Here is a 15,935-nt window from a genome sequence, read left to right as displayed (position 1 = left end):
GGACGTGGGCGCGGTGCCCGTTGGTGAGGATGGCGATGCCGATGCGGTGGTCGCGATTACCCTGAAGAAAGGCCGTATACCCCGGCACGCTGCCGCTGTGGGCAAAATACGTATCCTCCCCCCGCGTATCCGTCCACCATGCCAGACCATACCCGGCTTCATCGCTGCCCCACAAGTCGGCGACGGGTCCCTTGAAGGCCTCGTATTGCCGCGTCATCATTTCGTCGAGTGTGGCCTTGGAGACGATATGCCGGCCCTTGTACACGCCGTCGTTGAGATTGGCAATGAGCCAGTGGGCCTGGTCAGTCACCGTACCATACACTATGCCCGCCGGCCAGACGGACGCTTTCAGCGGGGTCGCCGGCACGAGGCGCCGGCTCACCTCATCGATCTCATACGGGATAGCCAGGCGTTCGAGCATCTCCGGCGTGGGCGAAAACGCGGTACTCGTCATGTCGAGGGCGCTAAAGATACGCGTCTGCATATACTCCCGATACGGCATGCGAGACTGCTTCTCGATGAGGTAGCCGACGAGGGCAAAGGCCAGGTTCGAGTACTCGATGCGTGTGAGGGGCGGCGCCTCGACAGCGAGCGCCGTGGTCAGGTACGCCTCAAGCGCCGGCGGCGCCGTGTCGCCCCAGACCGGGTAGCCGTCGAACGCCACGGGAAGCCCGGAGGTGTGGGTGAGCAAGTGGCGAAAGGTGACCGGGCTTTTAAGGTCCTCCCCGGCAATCGTCAGCGGATCCAGATAGGTCCGCACCGGGTCGTCGAGCGTAAACAAGCCGGCGTCACGCAGCTGCAGCAGCGCCGCGGCGGACATCGTCTTGAAGGTCGACCCGATAAGGTACACGGTGCTCGGCACCGCCGGCGTGCGCGCCCACAGATTGCTGTACCCGAACGCGCCCGTCCACAGGACGGCGTCGCCCTCGACGAGCGCGATGGTGGCCGACGGGATCTGTCCCTCGATCAGGGCCTGCTCGACGAGCGGTTCGAGTTCGGCGACGATCTGCTCCAACCGGGTGCCCAACAGCGGCGTCTGCGCGGCCGCCGGCATCGCGGCTAAAAGTAGTAGGATGGATAGATACCATGTACGGACGAACATAGGCAGGCATATAGCGTTGAGGCGTCGTCGTATTATAGTCAATTTGATACTTACATTTCGCCCCATGATTCGCATCGGGCTTGCACTTTCCTTTCTGCTCCTTTCCGGCCTCGCGCCCGGCGCCCGTCCGGCCGCCGGACAGTCGTTGTATGAAACCCGCGCCGTCTGGCTCGCGACCATCCTTCAAGACGGCGGATGGCCGGACACCCGCCAGTCGGCCGCCGAGCAGCAGGCCGCCCTCGAGGCGCTGCTCGACCGGGCCGCCGGCCTGGGGATGAACACCCTGTACTTCCAGGTCATCGCCCGCGGCGACGCCCTCTACCCGAGCACACGGCTGCCCTGGACCCCGCTACCCCGTGGCGCCGGCCGCGACCCCGGGTACGACCCCCTCGCCGCCGCCATCGACGCCGCACACCGCCGAGGGATGGAAATCCACGCCTGGATCAACATCTTCCGCGTCGGCGACGCCTCCACAACGGCCACGTTTCGGGGGGTGCAAAACCCGATGCACGTTGTCCACGCCCAGCCAGACTGGGTGAAGCGCGTCGGCGGCGAACTCTGGCTCGACCCCTCATCCGCCCCGGCCCGCGCCTGGATGCTGGGCAATGTGATGGAGGTGGTGGACGGATACGATGTAGACGGCGTGCACTTCGACTTTATCCGTTACCCCGAAAACGGGCTGCCGAACGATGCCGCCCGCTTCCGGCATGAGCCGCGCGGTTTCCGGTCGATCGACGACTGGCGGCGCAACAACGTTACGCTTTTTGTCGAGGCCGCCCATGCGGCCGTGACGGCGGCAAGGCCGTGGGTGAAGATCGGCGCCGCGCCGCTGGGCAACTACCAGCCCAATCCGGCCTGGCCGGGGCTGTGGGCCGTGAGCCAGGTGTTTCAGGAGAGCCGCGTATGGGCGGAAAATGGGTGGGTGGATTATCTCGCCCCCCAACTCTACTACGGCACGGGCACGGCGCCCGAAGTCGAACGTGGCCCATCATCCCCCGATTTTGCCGTATTGATCGACGAGTGGGTGCGGATGTCCGCCGGCCGGCCGGTCATCGCCGGCATGGCGCCTTATAAAGTGGCCGAAGGCCGCTTCCCGGCCGCCGACCTGTCCCGCCAGATCGAGGTGGCCCGCGCCGCCTACGGCCACGGCCAGGCCGCGTTCCGGTTCGACCATATGCTGGAGCATGCCGGCATCTACCGTGCCGCATACGTTGTCCCCGCGTTGCCGGCGCCGATGGCGCACCGCTTCGAGGCCGCGCCACCGTCGACGCCGCGGGGGTTTCGGGTCGAGGCGTCTCAAAACGGGGCCGTCGCCCTGGCGTGGGCCCGCGCCGAAGGGTCGGCCGAAGACCCGCTCCGCGGCTACGCCCTGTTCCGGCGCGAGGGCGCCGTGCCGGACCCGACCTCCGGCCGGGACCTTGTCGCCGTCCTCCCCGCCACCGCCACCACGTACTCCGATGCCAATGCCGACGCCATGCCGGCCGGCCGGCCCGTCTACTATCTGCTCGCCGCCCTGAGCCGGCTCGGGATGGCGTCTGCCCCCACAGAGGCGGTATCAACGGGGCCGATTACGACCACCGAGCGGCCGACGGGTGGCCCGCGCTGGGCGCTGATCGAAAGCATCTTCCCCAACCCCTCTCAGGAGACGGCCGAAGTGCGCTACGCCGTCGGCAGCCCGGGGCCCGTCACCCTGTCGGTCGTCGACGCCCTCGGGCGGGTGAGGTACCGACATACGGGGCTGGCGTCCCGGGCCGGCATCGACCAGCACATGCTGGATACCACGCGGCTTGCGGCCGGCGTGTACCAGGTGGTGTTGGAAGCCGGGGGGAGGACGGCGAGGCGGGCGTTCGTGGTGGTAGACTAATGCCCCGAAGGACGATACAATTTCCACGTGTTTCTCAATAAGCAATTTCTTATGTTCCGTCTCACGAAAAGGGCGCTCATCCTTCGTTCGTTCAAGACCCTCTCCCGATGCGTTTTATGGCGCCGGCCTCGATGACGCCGGACCGCTTTCGTTTAGTTTCAACCTCGGCCCACGACGCGCCTTTTCGACCTCAATCCTGCCCTTGCCCGTCCTGCGCCGTCCATCCGGTGCAGCCTGGCGCACTACCATTTTGCGCTCCCCACTCGCATGCAGTCCCCTATCGAGGTAGGCGACACGCTGGACGTTCAGGGTGAGGCCTACACCGTGTTGCGTGTGGTGCCACTCTCCGAAATTTCCCGACTATCACCGGATCGGGATCGATGGGGTACGCATGTCCTCTTACTCGCCCGCAAAAGCGACGGCCGGCGCTGTGTAGCCAACCGCTTCGAATCGGGCGCCCTCTCCACACCCGAAGACTGGCTGGAGGATTATCTGTAGGTTTAACGTTCGAGGTTCGAGGTTTAATGGAATCCAACTTTGCACTGTGCACCTTAAAACGTTCCGCCCCGCGGTAGCCAGATCGTAAACGTCGTCCCCTGCCCAACGGCCGTGTCCAGCGTGAGGGTGCCGCCGTGTCCCTGCGTGATGATATCGTAACTGAGCGAGAGGCCAAGCCCGGTGCCTTCGCCCGTGGGTTTGGTCGTGAAAAAAGGCTCAAAAATGCGGTGGCGCAGCGACTCCGGGATGCCGCCCCCGTTGTCGGCAATCGATACACTCACGCCGTCCTCCCCGTTGCGTGTTTCGATGCGCACCCTTGGCGGTCCCACAAAACCGGGCTCCTTCGACCGCTCATGGACGGCGTAGAAGGCGTTATTGAGCAAATTGATGAGCACCCGTCCGATGTCCTGGGGCACGGCGACCACCCGGCCGGCTTCGGCGTCGAACTGGCGGACGATATCGACGGTCATGTCCGGCTGTTCCGCCCGAATACCGTGATAGGCGAGCGTGGTGTTCTCATCGACAAACGCGTTTACATCGATCGGTTGCCGCTCGCCCTGAGCCCCGCGCGAATGCAGCAACATCCCACGCACGATGCCGTCCGCACGCCGGCCATGGTCGGCGATTTTGCCCGCGTTCATCCGCAGATCGGCCATCAACTCCAGCGCCTGTTTCTGATCCTCTGGAGGCATCGCCGCGGCGTGTCGAGTCACGACCTCTTCTAACTCATCTACGATCTCGACCGAAAGAACAGCGAAGTTATTGACGAAGTTGAGTGGGTTTTTGATTTCATGCGCGATGCCGGCCGTCAGCTGACCCAGCGAGGCGAGTTTCTCTTTGATGAGGAGTTGTTGCTGGGCGATCGCCAGGGAAGCCGTCATCTGGTTAAACGATCGGGCCAGGCCGCCGATTTCGTCGTCGGAATCAACGTCGAGTTGCACATCCAGCCGGCCCCGCGCGATCTCCTGCGCCGCTTCCTCTAGCTTTCGAATCGGATGCGTCACGAAACGGATGAGGATGGCGGAAAGCATCAACGATAACACGATCGTCACGATCAGCGCCAGGATGATGATGCGCCGGGAGTGTACGGAGTTCGTCTGCGCCCGCAGCGCTGCGTACGCCGAGCGTTGTTTGTTCACATCGATCAGCGCTTCGAGCGACTGGCTGACCGAGACATACGTGTCTCCTGCGCCGGCGAGCACCTCGACATAAAGATCCGTCGACTCCTCGGTGCCAAACAACAACTCCATAAACGACGCCTGATAATCGTCCCAGTATTCGTCGAACGATTCGTACAGGCTATCCCGCTGCGCATCGAAGGGCTCGAGCCGCGGCGTCACCGACGCCAGACGGTCGTACGTGTCGCGGTTGGCCGTGATCGAGTCGATCAGTGTGGCCATACTCGCCGACAGCGCCTCGCGATCCTCCTGGCGCCGCGTGATCGCGAACTGGAGTTGATAACTCCTCAATGTCGACACGTCCAGGTTGATCGAAGACAGTGCGATCATGCTGGGAATCGATAGGGAGTTGATCTCGTCGATCTCCTTACCCAGCCGATCCATCTGCACGATCGCGAATAGACTCACGATGGCCAGGATGAGCAGCATCGCCCCCATCCCGAGCCGCTGTTTGACCCCGAGCCGAAAATCGCGAAATCGTTTCATCTCCAGGGCTTATTCCGTCATCGGGATGGAATCGATCAGCACCTTGATCTCCGGGTGCCCGTTGGTCAACTCGCGACTGACAAAACCGATGGCGCCGGCGGTCTGGCTGATCACGTCGATCAGTTCTTCCTGGGATTCGATGGAGTGCGGCAACTCCCCCTCGCCCGTCAGCTTCCGTTTGAGCCAGACGGACCGCATCCGGGAGGACGTTTTGCCGAGGTACGCATAAAACGAATCCCGCACGGCGCCCTTTTCCGCCAGGTCCACCACGATCACCGGCGAGCCGTCCGCCCAGTGCTCGATGTCGCCCGAAAAGAGCCGTAACAGCTCGTTTTTACTGATCGAATCCGCCGGCACGGACGCATGCGCCACCACGACCACCTGCCCGAAGGCGGGGGTCGCAAGCAGCATAAGCGTTATCAGACTCAGCAAGCCCTTCATCCGTGGGAAAATCAAACCGATGGCTAAAAAAAGACCGAGGCGCCAAGCGCGAACACGGTTAATCGTTGGTCGGTACGGGCGGTCGTGGGGCCCGCAATGCCCTGCTCGTCGCTGAACGTCTCCGCACGCCGCAGATCGACATAGGCGATTTGCGCTTTAAACACCACGCGCTCGTTCGCCACATACCGCACGCCGGCGGTCGGGATGTCTAGCGTGACCCGCTGAACGACCGTGTTCGTGGGATCGAAGGCATCGTTTACGATGAGCGCGTCCTCGTCGGTGCGCCAGTAGCTGACGTAAAACTCGAGGCGTTCGCTCGCTACATAGCCGAGCGTGGCGTAGCCGAAAACGCGATGTAGATCCAACAGGTCGTTCGGCACCTGAAACAGCGCCGAGATACCCTCCGCCTCCAGATACAGCCGGCCCAGATACACCGACACATCCACCCCCACGCGCGTGCGCGGCACCATCGTCAGGGCCGCACGGTACTGTTCAATTTCGTCCTCCTTGATGCTTAGCATGTCGCCGACATCCCGAAAGTAGTTGACGCGGTCCGTGGCCACCGAAACGCCGGCCTTGATCTCCGAGATACGCGGGACCCATTCATTAAGCCGGACACCCAGGCGGCCGCCGACGAGGACGTTGGTCGTCGTATCCACCCCGGTTTGCCCCAGGTTTCGATCCGTGCGAATGTTCGGGCTGTTTCCGGCAAACAGCGCATAGTCAAACGCGTGCCGCCGGCCCAGCGCCAGCGTCCCATACGCTTGCAGAAAGCCCCGTTCCGGCACATATTCATCCAGCCGGATCACATCCTCGAGCGACGTTTCGTAGACGATCGGCCGGACGATGTACGGCAGTAACGGCGTGCGGGTCTTGATCTCGTTGAGATGATTAAAGACCGGCGTCTGCAGCCCCAATTTCAGCTTGAAGGCCGGGCTGTGGTCGTACCGGATCCACGCCTCCTTTAAGTTCGCCGCGCCCCAGGCCTCACTCGACGAGAAGTTGTTCAAAAACTCGAAGTTGATAAACGACCGAAACCGGTGCGAAATGTCCTTCTGGAAAAAAAGATTGAGCTGCTGCGCCGCAAACGAATTGTTATCAGGACCGTTCTGAAACACCTCGTGCTGGAACACATTCTGGAAATAACCGAAGACCTGAATAGGCTTTTCCTCATCCTGCGCGAAGCCGGCGCGCGCAGGCGACAACGCCAGCACCAGGGCGAATATCCAGCGATGGACAGGAGGCATGGGGACAGGGATCGAATTCGGGCGGGGCGATGCGACGTGAATATACGGCACGGAAGACACACGAAACCACCCTTCCCTTCCGGAATGAACCTTGCGCGCCAGGCCGCGTTTCTTCCGTTCACTACTGCGCCGAAAGTACATATCCTAATAAGCCAGCGCACAAACGCGTCGATTCGCCGGCCCCTTATTTTTTACTCGACTTCTTTTACTCGACTTCTTTTACTCGACGACCCACCTCACAGCCTACTTCCCCTACCCCCCGGTTCACGTAGGATAGGCTCCGATCTTCCCTTCACGAAATGCCCCAGGCACTGGTTCGTCTCATGCCCCCAGTACGTCATTTTTTTGTGTTTTACGTCGTCCCTCCCCTTCTTGCACTTACGCTGCTCATCGGATTGTCGGGGTTGTCCGCTCGGCCGGCGGAGGCCCAGGTCACGGTTTCGGGAGAGCTCAAGCGATGGCATCCCATCACGCTGCGCATGACCGGGCCCCAGGCCAGTGAAGCCGGTGCGATCAACCCGTTTTCGGATTATCGGGTAGATGTCACCTTCCGTCAGGGCGCGGTGACCTACATCGTACCGGGGTACTTCGCGGCGGATGGAAACGCCCGCGAGTCCTCCGCCACGGCCGGCGACGTCTGGCTCGCCCATTTCTCTCCGCCCACCACGGGTACCTGGAGCTACACGGTGTCCTTTGTCTCGGGGACGGATATAGCCGTGGCGGACGACGCGTCGGGTGGCCTACCTGTCGGCGCCAACGGGCTGGCCGGCCTGTTCGTCGTAGACGCGTCCGACAAAACGGCGCCGGACTTTCGGGGCCGCGGCATCCTACGCTACATCGATCAGCCCTACCTGCGCTTCGACGATGGGTCCTGGTACCTCAAGGCAGGTACCAATAGCCCCGAAAACCTGCTCGCGTACGCAGATATCGACGGCACCAGCAGCCTGTCGACCCCCAGCTTCGTCAAGTCGTATCCATCCCATGTCGCGGACTGGCGCGCCGGCGACCCCGTCTGGAAAGGCACCAAGGGCAAGGGCCTCATCGGCGCCATCAACTATCTGGCTTCGGAAGGAGTCAATAGCGCCTTTTTTGTCTTCGTCAACCTGGGCCTGCGCGACGCGGAAGACTTCGGCAACGAGGATGTCTGGCCCTGGATCGCGCCCGAAATCCATGACCGGTACGATGTCTCCAAACTGGCCCAGTGGGATGTGCTCTTCCGCCACATGCAGCAGAAAGGATTGCTGATCCACATCGCACTTCAGGAAGTCGACAACGATCTCTTGCTCGACAACGGCGAACTCGGGCGAAACCGGAAGCTCTATTACCGTGAAATGGTCGCCCGATTCGGGTACCATCCGGCTGTCATGTGGAATATCGGCGAGGAATTGCTTGAGGGGCGCAATACCGATGCGCAGCGCAAGGCGTACATCGATTACATCGATGCGCTCGACGCCTATGACCACCCCGTCATGGCGCACTCGTTCCCCGGCACCGTCAACTACGAATCCATCTACGGCCCCCTCCTGGGTCACCCGTCTTTTTCCGGCATCTCGTTTCAGATCCACGAAGGAGGCGCCTATTCCGGTGACCTGAAGGTATATAACAACACCAAACTCTGGTATACCAACGCGGACAACGCCGGCAAGCCGTGGGTTATCATGATGGACGAGTGCTGCGGCTGGAAAAAGGGCATTCGTCCATGGGGCGAGGACTATAACGTCGACAAAGTGCGCCAGGAGGTGCTCTGGGGCAACCTGATGGCCGGCGGCGCCGGCGTCGAGTGGTTCTTCGGCGACGACGCGCTCACCCGGTACGACTATAAGACCGAGGACTTCCGGCCCTACGAGGAGATATGGCGCCAGACGCGGTATGCGCTCGACTTTTTTCACACCTATCTCCCCTTCCCGGAAATGACGCCGCAGACCGGGTTGACCTCCGACGAAAACCACCTCGTATTCGCCAGACCGGGCGAAGTCTACGCCGTCTACCTCCGCCGCGCGAATGCTCAGGTGGCGCTCAATCTGGAAGGACAAACCGGCGTCTACTCCGTGAAGTGGTTCAACCCGCGCCTGGGCGGCGCGCCGTTTTTCGGAAGCGTCCGCGAAGTGAGCGGCGGAGGGGTTCGCGCCCTCGGGCCGGCGCCCACGATGACCAAAGACGACTGGGTCGCCCTGGTCCAGCACAAACCCGCCGGCGCCAGCGCTACCGCACGCTTCACGGCCTTCTCGACCGACGAGACGTCCTTCGCCTACTCATTCGACGCCTCCGGCGCCACCAGCACCGCCGGCTCCATCGCCAGCTACCAGTGGGATTTTGGCGATGGGGTGCAGGCGTACGGACAAACAAACCGCCACACCTACGCCCGCGCCGGCTACTACCACCCGAGCCTCTCCATCGTCACATCGAACGGCGTCGAGGACCGCATCGGACTCCCGATCGTCGTGCTGCCCGTCCCGGGTGGCGCCGTCACGGGGCTCAGGGCGGAGTATTTCAAGGGCACCTCGTTTACCGGCGTGCCGGAAGTGCGCATGGAGCCCCGGATTGCCTACAACTGGGGCGAAGGTGTCCCTATCGACAGGCTTTCGGCGGATAACTTCACCGTCCGGTGGACCGGCTATATCCAACCCGAACATACCGAGACCTACACGTTCACGGTCGGCGCGGACGATGGCGCACGCGTCTGGATCGATGGCGACCTCGTCGTTGATACCTGGGACGCCGGTGGCTATACCTATACCTCGGGCAGTAAAGCCCTCCAGGCCGACTATATGTATCCCTTGAAGGTGGAACTCCTGGAGACGACAGGCCGCACCGAGATCGCCCTGTACTGGGCCTCGCCCACCACCTCCTACCGGGTCGTCGATTCCAACCGACTCTTCTTCACCGACAACACAACCCTGCCCGTCTCATTGACGCGCTTCACCGCCCTCGCGGACAGCCAGACCATCCACCTCTCTTGGGAGACCGCCTCGGAAACGAATAACGCCGGCTTCGATGTCGAGCGCTCCATCGACGGCTTCACGTTTTCACCCATCGGACAGGTGGCCGGCAGCGGCACTACGCTCGAACCCCGCGCCTACCGCTTCGCCGACGGCGACGCCCCGAATGGCGCCGCCGTGCTGTGGTACCGGCTCCGGCAGATCGACTTCGACGGAACGTTTGCGTACTCGGAGGTCGTATCGGTCGATCGCCTCGCCCCGTCGGCCTATGCGCTCCATGAGAATTATCCCAACCCTTTTAATCCCACCACCCGGATCTCCTATGACCTGCCCGTCGCTGGCCCGGCACGCCTCGCGGTGTACGACCTGCTAGGCCGCGAAGTGCGACTCCTCGTCGATGCCGCCCTCCCGGCCGGCCGGCATGAGGTCACCTTCGACGCCGGCGACCTGCCGGGCGGGGTGTATATGTACCGGCTCGAAGCCGGCCGACACGCCCACACGCGCTCGCTGATCCTGGTGAAATGACGTCAGTGAATTGACCGTGTGAAACTACCCGGCGAACGAGTCGAAAGGACATAAACAAAAAAAGGGCAGAGACCCTACCCCTAGAGATCTCTGCCTGTGGATCTTTCCGGGAATAAAGACAGGCTCCCGGTTCCGATAGATCACAAGGCCAGTATACTACGGTCTTTATGCCGGCGCTATCCCGTGTTTACGTCATATTCCGGACATTTAACAGTCTATTCCGGCACATGCCCGCAGCACCGGCAACATACGAGGGTCAGGCCATCTATTCGGCCGGCTCTACGAGGGCGGACATCGATCCCCGGCTATGCGCGATCCGCCAGTCCGCCCCGTAGCCATGGATCTGGTCGCGCTTCAACTCCGCGCGTTCTTTCGTGGTCGTATCCACCACCACACGCCCCTGCCGATCGACATCGACCGCCATCCGATACGCAGTCTCCTGGCTGTGCCCGAACAGCTTCATCAGCATCTCGATCACATATTCGTACGAATGTTCGTTGTCGTCAAGCAGGATGACGTGGTAATTGGGTAGGAAGATCGTGAGCGTATCGTCCTCCATCACCTCTTCCGGAGCCGTGAGGGTATCGGGTTCCATGCGGTGTCCTTACGGAGTCCTTCGGGATAGATGGGATTTCAGATGCCACTGACGGCACCGGGTACCACCGTTCATCGCAATTGTTCTAAAAGAAAATTACAGCCGCGCAACTCGGCGCCGGAGAGCCGGCCGAGCACCTGAAACCCGTCCCCGACCCGTACCGCCCGATCCTGGGTGAGCAGAGCGCTCACGGAGTACATATTGGCGAGATCGACCACGGCCAGCGCGCCTTCAACACCGTCCGGTTGTTCCACGCGAGGGTTTCCGGGGTCGACCACCCGCATGCGCACCCAGGGTGGCGCAAAAAAGGACTCCTCGCCCCGCGTGTAACTCTGGCTCAGCAGCTCGCACATCCCATACTCACTCACCACCTGGCTCCGGGCGACGCCAAAGCCGGCCGCCAGGTGCTCGTGCAACGCCGGCCGGCCGATGGCGCGGCGATAGGTTTTCATCCCACCGGTCTCGATCACGCGGGCGCCCTCAGGCAACCGCGGCGCACCCTGCTCCACGAGATCGAGCAGTCCGAACGCTGCCCCGAACAGAATGAACGGCGTGCCGACGTGTGTGCTGTGCACGATCGCACGATGGAAAAGGGCGTCATCCTCCAGAAAAAACCCGCTCGCCGCATCGCCGAATCGCTCGATCAACCCTCGCACCATGTAGAGCAAGGAAGACGCTCCGCCTCGGGACGCATAATGCGGCAGATGCGCCACGAGCGTGAACGGCCCCTCGCCGAACGCGGCCCTGAAGTGTTCGACAAACGAGCGCTCGTAGACGGTCGTCTTGCAGACATAGTGCCGCCCGGGCGCCCCCTGGCCCGTCCCACTACTCTCAAACACGACCTCCGGCGCCGCACAACTGGCCAGCACCCCATGTTTAAACGCCTCGACCGGGAGCAACGGCGCCTCCCAGTCAGGAAACGACATGCAATAGCGGCCATAAATTGGATTACAGGCCTGCTGATGTGTCACGACCGTCTGGAGCATCGCCGCGAACCGTACATCCTCACCCGGCGCCAGGCGGTGGAAATCCGCTTCCACCGCGTCGATCGTCATAACTTGATGCGGCATCCGAACGGTTGTGTCTCGGCGGGATCAGGCGCGGAGCCGGCGCGCAGCGCGGCCAGTGCGTCCGACAGATAGTTTTTTTGCACCAGTGCCACATCGCCCGGGCTGTCGTCGATGGCGCCGGCGTAAACAAGCTGCTTGCCTCCATCGAAGATAAACACATGCGGAATACGCTGCGCACCCAACGCGCGCGCCAGGCCGCCGTCGGTATCCAGAAAGTAATGCTCAACGCCCATCTGACGGGCCATTTGCTGGCTTTCCTCGGCGTTTTCCCGTGGGAAGGCCACCGGGTCGTTCGCATTTACAAGCACGACGGCTAGCCCGTTTTGCACCGCCTGACGCATGGCCTGTTTCAGCCGCGCTTCATAACGCTGCGACCAGACGCACTGGTTGCCCCAGAAGACGAGCACCGTGCCGGATGCCCCGAACGCACTGCTTACCTCCGCCTGGGAGCCACTTACGGCATCCACGAGCGGCTGCCCCAGCACGGCCGAGGTGCTGCCGATCCCGAACGTACCCTGCCCCGCGGCAGACTGGCTATAGAGCAGCAGCAGTAGTAAGAGACGGGGGAGCATTTTATATGTATACCGTACATGCATGATCGTGTGCGATTTTTTGAGCATGAGAGGCTGATTTAACGTCGCCAGGGACGTAGGGGTCCACAAAAGATCCCTCCCTACCCTTCCATGCATAGATCGTGCCCATACAGGGTGAAAACGACACCCGCAACCGCTCCCGTCCCGCATTGAGACTCAGCTATAAAGCGTGTGCCCCCATGCGCCAAAAGCGCAGAGCACGCCCCAAAGCGGAGGCGTCGACCGCTCGCGTGGGCTTTCTGATCGCCCTCTCATCATCTGACACCCACCATGGTACGACGCGTGATCGGCCGGCCGGCGCCGGCGTCCAAAAAAGTAAACCGGGTAGAATTCACAGGTGATTTCGCTTTTCCCCTGTATTCCACATGATCTATGCACCCCTCGCATTGGCTACAAATCGCGATCACACTCTCCAGTCTTGGCGCCGGCTTCCTTCGCGCTGTTCTGGCACGACGTTTGACAAACGGATTGATGAATCTGCCCCCCGCCGCACATTCGCCCGACGCATTGCCCGTCGCGCCGCCCCACCTGGCTAAATCACCACGGGTGGGCTGGCACTATCTGACGCCTCCCCAATCACCTCAAGGAAAAAAACCATTCCTGTCGAACGTTCGCGTTCAGTCATCAATGAGGTTTATGACTACGTACGTCCTTTCTATGAAGCGGGCCGCCAGTTTCCTCTTTTGGTCGCTCGCGCTCTCCCTGTTCCTCGTTCCTGGCGTAGCTCGCGCGCAGAGCAACGCCTTCATTGAAGCCGATGGCCTGGTTGTCATCGAGGCCGAAACCATCGCGCTCGCCGGCGACTGGCGCTTCGAAAGCAGCGAAGCGGGATACGCCGGCAACGGCTATATCCGCTGGAATGGCGATAACTTTTTTAACGATCCCGGCAACGGGCTACTGGCTTACACCGTCCAGATTGCTACACCGGGGGAATACAACCTCCGCCTGCGGCTATCTCACCAGGGTTCGCCGGCCAGCGATCAGGAAAACGACTTCTGGACCCGGATGGGTGAATCGGGGGAGTGGATCAAAACCTTCCACCCTGGCACCCGGATGGACGAGGGCTTCACGTTTCATAGCTTCCTCGAGCCATCCTCGGGCGAATTTCTCAACCCCCGATACACGCTCTCGGCCGGCCAGCACACGTTTTACGTTTCCGCCCGCTCCAAGAACGTGCGCATCGACCGTATCCACTTGTACCTCGATAGCGTCACCGACCCGCTGAGCATCGCCCACCCGGAGTCCGCCAGGGGCGCCGCAGGCGGTGGCGGGAACGAGGATACGCCGGGCGAGATCGCCGTCACCGGCGAGCAGAAGAAATGGCACCCCATCACCTTCACCCTCGACGGCCCCCAGGCCAGTGAAGGAGGAACGCCGAACCCGTTTCTGGACTATCGGTTCGAAATGGTCTTCACGCAGGGCAGCCGCAGCTACCGCGTGCCTGGCTACTTCGCCGCCGACGGCAATGCCGCGGAAACGGGCGCGTCGGCCGGCAAACAGTGGCGCGCTCATTTCGTGCCTGACCAGACCGGTACCTGGACCTACACGGTCTCCATGCGCTCCGGCACCGATGTGGCGATCGATACCGCCGTCTCGGCCGGCGCCGCCACGGCCTACGACGGCCTCTCCGGATCCTTCACGGTCTCCGACACGGATAAAGCGGGCGCGGACTTCCGGGGCAAAGGCAAACTCCGCTACGTTGGCGGCCATTACCTTCAGTTCGACAACGGCGAATACTTCATCAAAGGCGGCGCCGATAGCCCGGAGAATTTCCTCGCCTACGAGGAGTTCGACGCTACATTTAATGGCGGCGGGACCGACTTCACCAAGTCCTATAACGCCCACGTGGCGGACTGGCAGCTCGGCGACCCGACCTGGAAGGGCGGCAAAGGCAAGGGTATCGTCGGCGCCCTGAACTACCTCGCCTCCAAGGGGATGAACTCGGTCTACTTCCTCACGATGAACGTGGAGGGGGATGGCGAGGACGTCTGGCCGTGGCCGGCGCCCGGCGACCGCACCGCCTACGACGTGTCGAAGCTGGCGCAGTGGGAGATTGTCTTCAGCCACATGGACCGGCTCGGCATCATGCTGCACGTCCAGACCCAGGAAACGGAGAACGAACAGCTCCTGAACGGAGGCGACCTCGGTCGCATCCGGAAGCTCTACTACCGTGAGTTGGTCGCCCGCTTCGGTCATCACCACGCGATTACCTGGAATCTGGGCGAGGAAAACGGCAATACGATTGCTCAGCTTCGGGACTACGCGGATTACTTCAAGGCCATCGACCCGTACGAACATCCGGTGGTAGTGCACACCTATCCCGGGCAGTACGACGAAGTCTACGGTCCGCTCCTCAACCACGATACGTTCGACGGCCCTTCCCTCCAGATCAAGCGACCCGAGCTCGTCCATGCCGAGGTGGTGAAGTGGCGCGAGGAGTCGGCCTCGGGCCGCCCCTGGATCGTATCGCTCGATGAAACCGGTCCCTACAACCTGGGCGTCACCCCGGACGGATCCAACAATAATCACAGCGAGATCCGCAAGCAGGCCCTCTGGGGCACCCTTATGGCCGGCGGCGCCGGCGTCGAGTGGTACTTCGGGTACGACTTCGATAATCACGACCTCAACGCCGAGGACTTCCGCACCCGCGACGCGATGTGGAACTTCACCCGCTACGCCCTCGAATTCTTCCAGGCATACCTGCCCTTCCATGACATGAACCCCATGGATGCGCTCACCAGCCGCGGCGACGACTATGTGTTCGCCCGCCCGGGCGACGTCTACGCGATCTATCTACCCTCGGGCGGCACCGCAACGGCCAACCTTGCCGGCGGCGATTACAGCGTGCGCTGGTACAATCCCCGCACGGGCGGGGCGCTGCAAACGGGCACCGTGCAAACGGTTTCTGGCTCCAGCGCCGCGGCGATCGGCAACCCGCCATCGACGGCGGATTCGGACTGGGTGGCGCTCATCCGCAGCACGTCCGGTGTGATGACGCAGCCCGAACTACGCGTTTCGCCGGCCTCGCTCAGCTTCGGATCCGTGCAGCCCGGCGCGTCCAAAACGCTCCCGGTGACACTCCACAACGACGGCAATGCGAGCCTCTCGATTTCGAGCCTTACCCTGACGGGCGACAACCCCGAACCCTACACTATCCTCCAGAACCCCGCGCCGCTGACGCTCAACCCGGGCGCATCAGCCGTCGTCGATCTGGCGTTCGCCCCGACGACGGCCGGTAGCAAGGATGCCACACTTCGGGTGACCAGCAACGACCCCAACCGGGGTCAGTTGAACGTCACCCTCTCCGGCAGCGGCGTGGCGCCAAGTGACGGTGGTGATGGCGGCGGTGATGGAGGGGACGGCGGCGATGGAGGGGACGGCGGCGGCGATGGAGGGG

11 protein-coding genes are annotated in these 15,935 nt (G+C 62.4%); 4 read left to right on the top strand and 7 right to left on the bottom strand.

All coding sequences use genetic code 11. The features are described from left to right. The coding region (locus SH809_13205; protein ID MDZ4700660.1) for a serine hydrolase domain-containing protein at positions 1–1,102 on the bottom strand (1,102 nt) is incomplete at its 3' end. Positions 1,103–1,166: 64 nt separating this feature from the next. Between SH809_13205 and SH809_13200 the strand changes: the two genes are divergently transcribed. After that, positions 1,167–2,966 carry a family 10 glycosylhydrolase gene (locus SH809_13200; protein MDZ4700659.1) on the top strand — a complete coding sequence of 600 codons (1,800 nt, stop codon included), beginning with the start codon at positions 1,167–1,169 and terminating at the stop codon, positions 2,964–2,966. 267 nt (positions 2,967–3,233) lie between these two features. Next, positions 3,234–3,464 (top strand): hypothetical protein, encoded by a 231-nt coding sequence (locus tag SH809_13195; protein ID MDZ4700658.1) that lies wholly within the window; start codon positions 3,234–3,236, stop codon positions 3,462–3,464. A gap of 53 nt (positions 3,465–3,517) precedes the next feature. Here SH809_13195 and SH809_13190 read toward each other — a convergent pair whose 3' ends face one another. From SH809_13190 to SH809_13180, 3 genes are read right to left on the bottom strand one after another with little or no spacing between them, the layout of a single operon-like run. After that, positions 3,518–5,128: an ATP-binding protein gene (locus SH809_13190; GenBank protein ID MDZ4700657.1), complete on the bottom strand. Its 1,611-nt coding sequence runs from the start codon at positions 5,126–5,128 to the stop codon at positions 3,518–3,520. Positions 5,129–5,137: 9 nt separating this feature from the next. Next, the gene (locus tag SH809_13185) at positions 5,138–5,539 is read right to left on the bottom strand and encodes a hypothetical protein (GenBank protein ID MDZ4700656.1); all 402 of its coding nucleotides are present in this window, start codon (positions 5,537–5,539) and stop codon (positions 5,138–5,140) included. Between the two features lie 53 nt (positions 5,540–5,592). Beyond that, positions 5,593–6,816 (bottom strand): hypothetical protein, encoded by a 1,224-nt coding sequence (locus tag SH809_13180; GenBank protein ID MDZ4700655.1) that lies wholly within the window; start codon positions 6,814–6,816, stop codon positions 5,593–5,595. 323 nt (positions 6,817–7,139) lie between these two features. Here SH809_13180 and SH809_13175 point away from each other — a divergent pair, with 323 nt between their 5' ends. Continuing rightward, positions 7,140–10,280, top strand: a complete 3,141-nt coding sequence (locus SH809_13175) for a PA14 domain-containing protein (GenBank protein ID MDZ4700654.1) — start codon at positions 7,140–7,142, stop codon at positions 10,278–10,280. A gap of 265 nt (positions 10,281–10,545) precedes the next feature. Here the strand turns inward: SH809_13175 and SH809_13170 are convergent, their stop codons facing one another. The 3 genes from SH809_13170 to SH809_13160 all read right to left on the bottom strand — a co-directional run bounded on the left by SH809_13170 (position 10,546) and on the right by SH809_13160 (position 12,517). Next, complete coding sequence (locus SH809_13170) at positions 10,546–10,875, bottom strand: ATP-dependent Clp protease adaptor ClpS (GenBank protein ID MDZ4700653.1); 330 nt, start codon at positions 10,873–10,875, stop codon at positions 10,546–10,548. 71 nt (positions 10,876–10,946) lie between these two features. Next, complete coding sequence (locus SH809_13165) at positions 10,947–11,945, bottom strand: hypothetical protein (GenBank protein ID MDZ4700652.1); 999 nt, start codon at positions 11,943–11,945, stop codon at positions 10,947–10,949. Continuing rightward, the gene (locus tag SH809_13160; GenBank protein ID MDZ4700651.1) at positions 11,927–12,517 is read right to left on the bottom strand and encodes a redoxin domain-containing protein; all 591 of its coding nucleotides are present in this window, start codon (positions 12,515–12,517) and stop codon (positions 11,927–11,929) included. Before SH809_13160 ends, SH809_13165 begins: the two co-directional genes overlap by 19 nt. Before the next feature lie 657 nt (positions 12,518–13,174). Between SH809_13160 and SH809_13155 the strand changes: the two genes are divergently transcribed. Next, positions 13,175–15,935 (top strand): choice-of-anchor D domain-containing protein (locus SH809_13155; GenBank protein MDZ4700650.1); only part of this gene is annotated, 2,761 nt, incomplete at its 3' end.

Source organism: Rhodothermales bacterium, from assembly GCA_034439735.1.
GTDB lineage: Bacteria > Bacteroidota > Rhodothermia > Rhodothermales > JAHQVL01 > JAWKNW01.
This window is presented reverse-complemented; position numbering and strand designations above follow the sequence as displayed.

What these genes read in the sequence shown, in the direction of transcription:
- SH809_13200 (MDZ4700659.1), top strand. Translation starts at nt 1,167, where the DNA reads ATGATTCGCATCGGGCTTGCACTTTCCTTTCTGCTCCTTTCCGGCCTC.
- SH809_13195 (MDZ4700658.1), top strand. Translation starts at nt 3,234, where the DNA reads ATGCAGTCCCCTATCGAGGTAGGCGACACGCTGGACGTTCAGGGTGAG.
- SH809_13190 (MDZ4700657.1), bottom strand. Translation starts at nt 5,128, where the DNA reads ATGAAACGATTTCGCGATTTTCGGCTCGGGGTCAAACAGCGGCTCGGG.
- SH809_13185 (MDZ4700656.1), bottom strand. Translation starts at nt 5,539, where the DNA reads ATGCTGCTTGCGACCCCCGCCTTCGGGCAGGTGGTCGTGGTGGCGCAT.
- SH809_13180 (MDZ4700655.1), bottom strand. Translation starts at nt 6,816, where the DNA reads ATGCCTCCTGTCCATCGCTGGATATTCGCCCTGGTGCTGGCGTTGTCG.
- SH809_13175 (MDZ4700654.1), top strand. Translation starts at nt 7,140, where the DNA reads ATGCCCCCAGTACGTCATTTTTTTGTGTTTTACGTCGTCCCTCCCCTT.
- SH809_13170 (MDZ4700653.1), bottom strand. Translation starts at nt 10,875, where the DNA reads ATGGAACCCGATACCCTCACGGCTCCGGAAGAGGTGATGGAGGACGAT.
- SH809_13165 (MDZ4700652.1), bottom strand. Translation starts at nt 11,945, where the DNA reads ATGCCGCATCAAGTTATGACGATCGACGCGGTGGAAGCGGATTTCCAC.
- SH809_13160 (MDZ4700651.1), bottom strand. Translation starts at nt 12,517, where the DNA reads ATGCTCCCCCGTCTCTTACTACTGCTGCTGCTCTATAGCCAGTCTGCC.